We start from the raw sequence: 7399 nt of genomic DNA on the forward strand, positions 1-7399 counted from the left end.
AGCTCAACGGCATGGACCCACATCGCCTCCATCCGCATGCTCACACGCAGAACCGCAAGGTATTGTTACGCCGGCTAAACTTTCGAATCAGGCTCTCATATCAAGGCGGGAGCCAAGTGTCAGCAGCCACGGTGAGTGGTTGGTGTCGAGTCGCAACGACACCCTTCGACATGACGAGGAAACCGCCCATTCCATCGAAATGGGTCGGTCAAACCGGCCATATTGCGCTACTTTCGAAATCGCATCTGTGCGGGCGAGGGAGATAGCCCGTGGTATCAATGATTCGGGCATTCTCTGGCATGCCCAATGTCCCACTTGGCTTCCCGATCCTGTTCGACGCCGACATGGCGATCATCGAGCCTGCCTTCGTCTGGCTCATGGAGCACGCCGAACTGAGCGGCCGCGCGCAGGCGTCTGAAACCGTCCGGACCTATGGCGAACATCTCCACGACTGGTTCGACTCGCTCGAACAATCGGGGATCGAATGGCGCGAGGCCGACGAGCGTGTCATCGCTGCTTATCGCAACCGGATGCTGGAGAATCCTAGCACGCATACCGGGCGGCCCTATGCCCGGACCACGATCAATGCGCGCGTCTCGACCGTCTGCCGCTTTTACGGTTGGGCGCTCGACCGGGGGCTGATCGACCATTGCCCGTTCCGGTTGACCGAGAAGATGACGCTGATGCTTGACGGTTCCTATCGCCCAGGCTTGCAGCGGCGCCAGGTCAACGAGCTGATCGTCTCGCGCCCCGAAAAGCTACCACGGCCGCTGCGCGCCGACGAACTGGCGCGGCTGTTCGCGCATCTCAGGCCTACCGCCCGACTTGCCGCGCAATGGGCGCTCGGGGCGGGTCTGCGCCGCAAGGAACTTTGCGCGCTTGCCGTCGACCAGATCCCCGATAGCTGGCCACTCGACCTCGGCATCGACCCGCTGGTTGGCGTGCCGCTGCACATCACCAAGGGCGACCGGCCAAGGACGGTCTATCCGCCGCTTCGGCTGCTCGATCATACGCACTGGTATATCGGCGAGGAACGCGCCCGGATCGTCCGCCGTATCCGCCGTATCCGCCGTTCCGACCGGCGCTATCGCGCGCCGTCCAATCTCCTGCTGAACGAGCATGGACGGGCGATGACGCGCAAGCTCCTGACGGCGCAGCTTGCCGAAGCGTTTGCCGCTTCCGGGCTGCAGGGCACACTGCACTGGCTCCGGCACACCTTTGCGATGGCGATGCTGGCCCGTCTCCAGGTCCAGGCCCGCACCAATCCCGACCTCAACCCGCTCAAGGTCGTGCAGGTGCTGCTCGGCCACGCTTCGATCACGACGACGGCGATCTATCTGCGCTGTGTCGAACTGCACGAGCGCGACCTGAGCGAAAGCCTCGCCTATCTCTATGGCGAGCTGATCCCGGCCGATGGTTAGGAACCGCCTCGATCGGACGCTTCGGCTCGAACCGACGCCGGCGGACCATCCGTCGGAGATCGCCGAAATCCAGTTCCGCGACGAATGGGGCAGGATCGTTCAACGGTTCGACCCGGCGCTGCTCGGAATGCCGGACGACATCAGCGCAGCTATCTCGCGCGCCTTCCGCGATCATGATGTGGCGTCCAGCGCCGCCACCCGCACCTCACGCTGGTTCGCGCTCCGCGTGTTCGGCAGGTTCCTGTGCGAAGATGGGCGTGTCAGGCGCGCGGTCGATCTCGATACGGCGACGATCCGCCGGTTCATTACATGGCTGGCGAAGCCCACCAACGGGCGCAGGCGCGGCGTCCAGTCGCAATCCGGTCAGCTCGGTATGATCCGGCCGGTCCTTAAGCGCGCGATCGCGGACAATCCCGGCTTGTTCGCACCGGGCTTCGCCGTTCCCAACAATGCGATCCCGCTCGCCGGCGTCCAGCGGCTACCGCAAGACAGGCTGACGACCTCCGCAATGCGTGCCCTGCTGGCAGTCTGCTATGCCGAGATCGACACTGCCTGGGACAAGTTCCAGCACGGGCAAACCATCGTCGCTCTTCCGAACTTGCCGCTCCATGGTGGCCGGACCGCCGAACGGGATCGCTGGATATGGAAGCTCCACCGCCTCGGCCACGGCGTCATGCCGCCCGCCCGAGGCTCGGACCTTAACAAGCCCGATCGGCAGCGGATCGCCGACGCAGGCGGGTTCCGTGAGCTGGAAAGCTATCTCCACCTCACGACCGACACGCTGGTTGCGTTCTATATTGTGCTGCTGATCCAGACGGCGGCAAATGCCGGTCCGCTACGCCAGATCAAGCGCGACTGCCTGGTGCCCCATCCGCTCGAGCGGCATCGCGTCATGGTAGAGTGGGTGAAACCCCGCGCCGGCGGTAAGGTGAAACGCATGCAACGGCGGTCATTCGACAATCGCCGGCCCTATGCGGCGCCTCGCCTGATAGAAAAGCTCCTTGCGATGACGGCGCCGTTGTTGCCGCATGTGGAACCGTCCAGGCGCGATCGGCTGTTCCTGCATCGCTTCCTCATGACGACTGGCCGCCTTGAGCGTGATCATCACGCCGGCCATATCGTGCAGGCCACGTTGCGATCGGCAATGTTGCGCTTCTACGAGCGCCAGAACGCTGCAATCGCCTCGTGGAACGAAGCGCATCCCGAAAAGCCTCGTGCGCTGCTTCCCGACTTCTCGCCCAAGCTGTTCCGCAGCAGCATGGCAAGCGCCCAGAAAAATAGAAACATCGTCGGGTACGGACATGGACCGCGCTCAAGAAACATGGCGGCAAACCACTGCGTTTGCGGCCATTTTGATCGCCCGACTTCAGGCGCTGATGATCACATGGGTCCGCGGCGAGACAATCTCGGATCGCTCGCAACATAGAGGCGCGGATACCGGCGCGCCGGTGACGGCGCTGTTCGGCCACGACTGCCTTCGCCCGACTGACAGCGGACATGCCCATCCTGGTCGCGTGTGCCCGAAACTGGGAGGCTGCCTTGCCTGTCCGGGCCTGATCGTCCCGATCGACCCGGATCATCTCGCGCGGATCGTCCAGGCCACCTGGCATCTTGAAGCTGCGCGGGAGCGGATCGACCCGATCCGGTTCGGCCTCTTTTACGCGCCCAGCCTTCAGGTGCTGACGCAAGACCTGCTACCGGCATTCCCGCCCGAGATGATGCCAGACGCCGAACGGCTCATGTGCGCCCTGCCTTCGCTGCCAGACCTGGAATAGCCTCATGGCCTCCGTCCCGACATCCACGTTCACCCAGGTTCCGGCTCCATTGCTCGGGAACGAAGGCGTGCCCGCCGCGATGACGTTCAACTGGGGGTTCGAAATGCCGGACGGAAGCCGGTTCAGCGACGATCAGTGGACGCTGCTCCGGCACGCGGCCGAACTGTTCCTGCTCTCGCTGCGGCACGATCCACCCGAAGGCCGGATGCCGCTCCGAAAGGAAACGATCCGCGGCCACTTCAGTCATATCCGCTTCCTTGCCCGGTGGATGGCGGCGGAAAACGTCCGACGCTTCAGGGATCTCGATCAGGACACCGTGGGTCGCTTCGTGGCGATGCTGCGCGCGCGCCCGGGCAGGAACGGCGCGTTGCTCTCGCTCAGCACCGCCGAAGGCCATCTCGGCACGATCCGCACCTTCCATATGCAGCGCGACAAGCTGGACGACGCGCCGCCGACGGCACCGCCTCGCGCCGCCTCGGTCGGGAAGCGGCACTGGAAGCCTTATGGCGGTCATCCCTATACCCCTGACGAGATCGCCGTGCCGCTGATCAGCGGGGCAATCGAGTTGCTCGGCGATCCGGCGGACCAGATAATCGCCCTGCGCGACCATCTCGCAGACCTGTATGAACGGCTCCGACCACGGCACCAGGGACGAATGCTCCACTGGCATATCAGACGCGCGATGCTGGCCGAGCCATGTCCCTGCGCCGATCGGTATCCGAATCCGGAATGGCCACTGCGCCGCCTGGCGTTCATGCTCGACCGGCTTGGCGATGCCTGCTTCACCGTCATCGCCTATCTTGTTGGCGCGCGCGCCTCCGAGATACTCAGGCTTGAAGAGGGCTGCCTCGAACGGCGCGCGACCGACGAAGACGGCGAGGAACACGTCTATCTGGTCGGCACGATCACGAAGACGTCGCTGACGAAACATGGCGACCTCCACCGTTGGCTCGCGCCCGAGCCGGTCCAGCGCGCAATCCACATACTCGAGCGTCTCTCCGCTCCGCTCCGCGAACTCAGCGGCGAGAAGAATCTCTGGCTCCACCAGCTCGGTCGGGGACGATCACCGCTCCCGACGATGATGCCGGTCGCCCGACTGCGGTCACCCATGGTCAATGTCCGCTTGAACGAGCGGCTTGCGCCGTTCCTCGCCTTGCCGGACCACCAAGGCGGCACCTGGCGCCTGACCACCTATCAGGGGCGCAAGACGTTCTCGCGGTTCATCGGGCGGCGCGACCGCACCGGCCTGACGGCGCTGCAACGCCATCTCGGCCATGTCCATCGCGCGATGACCGACCGGGCCTATGTCGGCACCGACTTCGAGCTTGCCGAGTTGATCGACGAGCAGGCCGCCGAAGAAACCCGCAAGGCGCTGGAAGACCTGCTCCTGGCTCCGCACGTTGCGGGGAAGGCGGGCGTCATGCTCTCCGAGCGATCGCCGTTCCGCGGGCGCACGGGATCGGGCGATGTCGATGCCTATATTACCGAAATCCTCGCCGAAACGGATATGCGCCTCGGCGTCTGCGACTGGGGCTATTGCCTTTACCGCCGGGAGACATCCGCTTGCCTCGGCGGCGAGCGCGAGCCGAACCCAGTGCTTCGCACGCAAAGCACCTGCTCAAGTTGCGCCAACTTCGCCGTGACTGACCGGCATAGGCCGGTCTGGGAGGCGCGCCTTGAACGTAACACCGCGCTGACCCAGCGCGATGACCTCGATGCCGAGAGCCGCGCGCTTGCCGAAGCACGCATCCAGGAATCTCTCCGCATCTTGGCCCAGCTCGACAAAGGAAATGCCGATGGCGTCCGAGACTGATCTGTCCACCCCACAAGCCCGTCGGCGGGCGAACACCGATGCACGCCTGCGCGAAGCCCTTAGCGTCCTCGCTAATAACGCGTCCACCGCGCCAACGGTCGCCGGGCTCGCACGAGCAGCCGGGGTCGGCCGCAACATCATCTATACCCACCATGCCGGCGTTCTCGACGCCCTGCGTGAGCTTCAGTCGCAGCGTGAGGGGGCCGCTGAAACGGCCGCAGGCGAGGCTGATCGCACACGCTCTGCTCTTCGCGATGCTGAAGCTAGGAACATCGCCCTTGCAACACATAATGCCAGCCTGCTGAAGCGCGCTGTCGAAGCCGAGCAGCGGGCGGAACGGCTCGAACGCCGCAACGCGCAACTCGTGCAGGAATTCGATCGGATGCGCCGGCCCGTTCCGATCCGCACCAACGCCGGAGCGCCCGATCCCTCTGTTGCCTGAAGGCGGTCACGCCCTAATCGGGCGTCATGCAAGGGGAGAGGGTGAAGGAACGACGGAAATGCGAGCTTTGCGAGGCCAATAAGACAGGTCGATCCAGACCTAATGTTCGCTGAAATGGAAGGTCGCGCCGCAGGATGCCTTTCTCAAGCAATGGGAACCTGCCAAGGCCGCCTGGGCGCGCGGCCAGAAGGTCGTGCGGCTCATCGGCTACGATGCTTCGCCCGCCGATACGCGGCGCTATACCCACGCTTCGACCATTGCCAACGACCTCTTTGAATGCCGCTATCCCCTGCGTGAATGGGGCTGGGACCGCGCGGCCTGCATCGCCCGGATCGAGGCCGCCGGCCTGCCGGTGCCGCCAAAATCGAGCTGCTTCATCTGCGGTGCGATGAAGCCGGACGAGGTTCGCGCGCTGCCGGCCTGGTGCCTGCGCCTGATTGTGCTGGTCGAGGCGCGCGCCGCCCCCCGCCTCAGGACCGTCCAAGGTCTCTGGCGCCGATCCACGCGCACGCGGCCGGGGCGCATGACCGATTTCATTCGCGCCGAGGAGCTCCTGCCCGCTGCCGATATCGACGCGATCATCCGTGACGCGCCTGCCGATCTCATCCGGTTCCAGGATGTGGCGGCCCATGTCCCACTCCCCGACCGCCCGGCGATGGCCGAGTGGCTCGAGCAGTTCAACGCCTGCCTGAAGGAGGCAGCATGACCATCCCTGTTACAGAACAGATCGCCCGCTTGAACGATCGTTGCCGCCAGGGCTTCGATCCAGCCGCGCGCCTCATCGTAACCCGCACATGCCTCTCACGTCTCGCAGGCGAAGGAGACGCGGTTCGTGAAATCGTTGCCCAGGCCGAACTCCTCGCCGCCGTCCGCCGGTATGATTTCGCCCCAGACGACGGCCCCGAGCGAGACTTCGGCGCCTTCGATCTTCGGGGCGAGCGCATCCTCTTCAAGATCGACTTGTATGATGCTTATTCGGTCAAGGTCTATTCCACCACAATCCGTATTCACATCCTTGGACCGAGCAACGGAGGATGCGGACCAAACTACTACTGGGCGTTTCTTAGGCGCCATCAATCTTCACGGTCACGCATCCAACCAATCCGCGAGGCCTAACGAGCCTGTTGCAACAAAGGCATCAAGCCTGGCGGAGCTCAGCGCCTTGAGGAACCAAGCCGGTTTCCACAAAGCGCCAAAGGGCGATCAACAATTTTCGTGCCAGCGCCACAATTCCCACTTTGGCAGAGCGTTTCCCTTTGCCTTTGAAGCGTTCGCGGTACCACTGGGCCAGTTCGCTATTCGGTTGATAGCGGAGCCAACCCCAGGCCAGTTCAACCATCAAGCATCGAGCCCCCCGGTTTCCTGCCTTGCTGATGCCTTGGTCTCTTTCAACTCCACCGCTCGAATATGGACTGGGCGCCAGCCCCAGGAACGACGCGAGATGGCGCCGACTGGAGTAATTCCGACAAAAGACTTCCGCGACCAGCATCGTGGCGCCATTTGCGCCGATACCTCGCAATTGTTGAAGGCGCTCGGCCTTGTCAGGGCATGGAAAGCCGGTTGTTTCGTCTGCAAGGGTTTCCTTCCGGGCGACCTCGATCTGCTTCAGCTGCGAATTCAGCAGGCTAAGGCGCTCGAAGCATCGGGAGACCTGTTGACGGAGGTTCGGATCGAGATTCCGGCCATCCCCTGTTTGCATCCCATTCAACTGCGAAGCCCAGTCCCCGCCTTTCAGGGCTCGCAAATGCTTGATCCCATGAAGCGCGAACAGAGCGCGGATCCGAGAAATGATCTTGGTTCGCTCACGGATCAGGTCTCCGCGTTCACGCATCAACCTCCTGGCATCCTCCTCCTGCGGTGTCGGTACCGTAACCAGTCGACACACACTGTGATCTCCGCCGAGATAAGCTTTCAAAATACCGATCATCGCTTCGGCATCAATCCGGTC

7 protein-coding genes and 1 pseudogene are annotated in these 7399 nt (G+C 63.6%); 7 read left to right on the forward strand and 1 reads right to left on the reverse strand.

Annotated elements, in window-relative coordinates; all coding sequences use genetic code 11:
• Positions 1 to 278 precede the first annotated feature (278 nt).
• The 7 genes and pseudogenes from B7Y89_RS18060 (at position 279) to B7Y89_RS18090 (ending at position 6567) form a co-directional block, all read left to right on the forward strand.
• Positions 279 to 1421 (forward strand): tyrosine-type recombinase/integrase, encoded by a 1143-nt coding sequence (locus B7Y89_RS18060; RefSeq protein ID WP_292940973.1) that lies wholly within the window; start codon positions 279 to 281, stop codon positions 1419 to 1421.
• Entirely contained in the window at positions 1414 to 2847 is a 1434-nt protein-coding gene (locus B7Y89_RS18065; RefSeq protein WP_292940976.1) for a site-specific integrase, read from the forward strand. Before B7Y89_RS18060 ends, B7Y89_RS18065 begins: the two co-directional genes overlap by 8 nt.
• On the forward strand, positions 2798 to 3196 hold the full coding sequence (locus B7Y89_RS18070; RefSeq protein ID WP_292940979.1) for a hypothetical protein: 399 nt from the start codon (positions 2798 to 2800) through the stop codon (positions 3194 to 3196). Before B7Y89_RS18065 ends, B7Y89_RS18070 begins: the two co-directional genes overlap by 50 nt.
• A 4-nt stretch (positions 3197 to 3200) precedes the next feature.
• Entirely contained in the window at positions 3201 to 5009 is a 1809-nt protein-coding gene (locus tag B7Y89_RS18075; protein ID WP_046194730.1) for an integrase, read from the forward strand.
• Positions 4993 to 5451 (forward strand): hypothetical protein, encoded by a 459-nt coding sequence (locus B7Y89_RS18080; RefSeq protein ID WP_046194764.1) that lies wholly within the window; start codon positions 4993 to 4995, stop codon positions 5449 to 5451. Before B7Y89_RS18075 ends, B7Y89_RS18080 begins: the two co-directional genes overlap by 17 nt.
• Before the next feature lie 103 nt (positions 5452 to 5554).
• Positions 5555 to 6157 (forward strand): annotated as a pseudogene (locus tag B7Y89_RS18085) (hypothetical protein); the annotation flags it as partial.
• The gene (locus B7Y89_RS18090; protein ID WP_292940986.1) at positions 6154 to 6567 is read left to right on the forward strand and encodes a DUF3768 domain-containing protein; all 414 of its coding nucleotides are present in this window, start codon (positions 6154 to 6156) and stop codon (positions 6565 to 6567) included. The pseudogene B7Y89_RS18085 and the gene B7Y89_RS18090, both read left to right, overlap by 4 nt.
• A gap of 22 nt (positions 6568 to 6589) precedes the next feature.
• On the opposite strand, the gene B7Y89_RS18095 is transcribed toward B7Y89_RS18090, so the two are convergent.
• On the reverse strand, positions 6590 to 7399 hold an 810-nt coding region (locus B7Y89_RS18095; RefSeq protein WP_292940989.1), incomplete at its 5' end, for an IS110 family transposase.

The organism is Novosphingobium sp. 32-60-15, from assembly GCF_002280675.1.
GTDB lineage: Bacteria > Pseudomonadota > Alphaproteobacteria > Sphingomonadales > Sphingomonadaceae > Novosphingobium.

Coding starts and splice junctions, on each gene's coding strand:
- B7Y89_RS18060 (WP_292940973.1), top strand. CDS start 279: ATGATTCGGGCATTCTCTGGCATGCCCAATGTCCCACTTGGCTTCCCG.
- B7Y89_RS18065 (WP_292940976.1), top strand. CDS start 1,414: ATGGTTAGGAACCGCCTCGATCGGACGCTTCGGCTCGAACCGACGCCG.
- B7Y89_RS18070 (WP_292940979.1), top strand. CDS start 2,798: ATGATCACATGGGTCCGCGGCGAGACAATCTCGGATCGCTCGCAACAT.
- B7Y89_RS18075 (WP_046194730.1), top strand. CDS start 3,201: ATGGCCTCCGTCCCGACATCCACGTTCACCCAGGTTCCGGCTCCATTG.
- B7Y89_RS18080 (WP_046194764.1), top strand. CDS start 4,993: ATGGCGTCCGAGACTGATCTGTCCACCCCACAAGCCCGTCGGCGGGCG.
- B7Y89_RS18090 (WP_292940986.1), top strand. CDS start 6,154: ATGACCATCCCTGTTACAGAACAGATCGCCCGCTTGAACGATCGTTGC.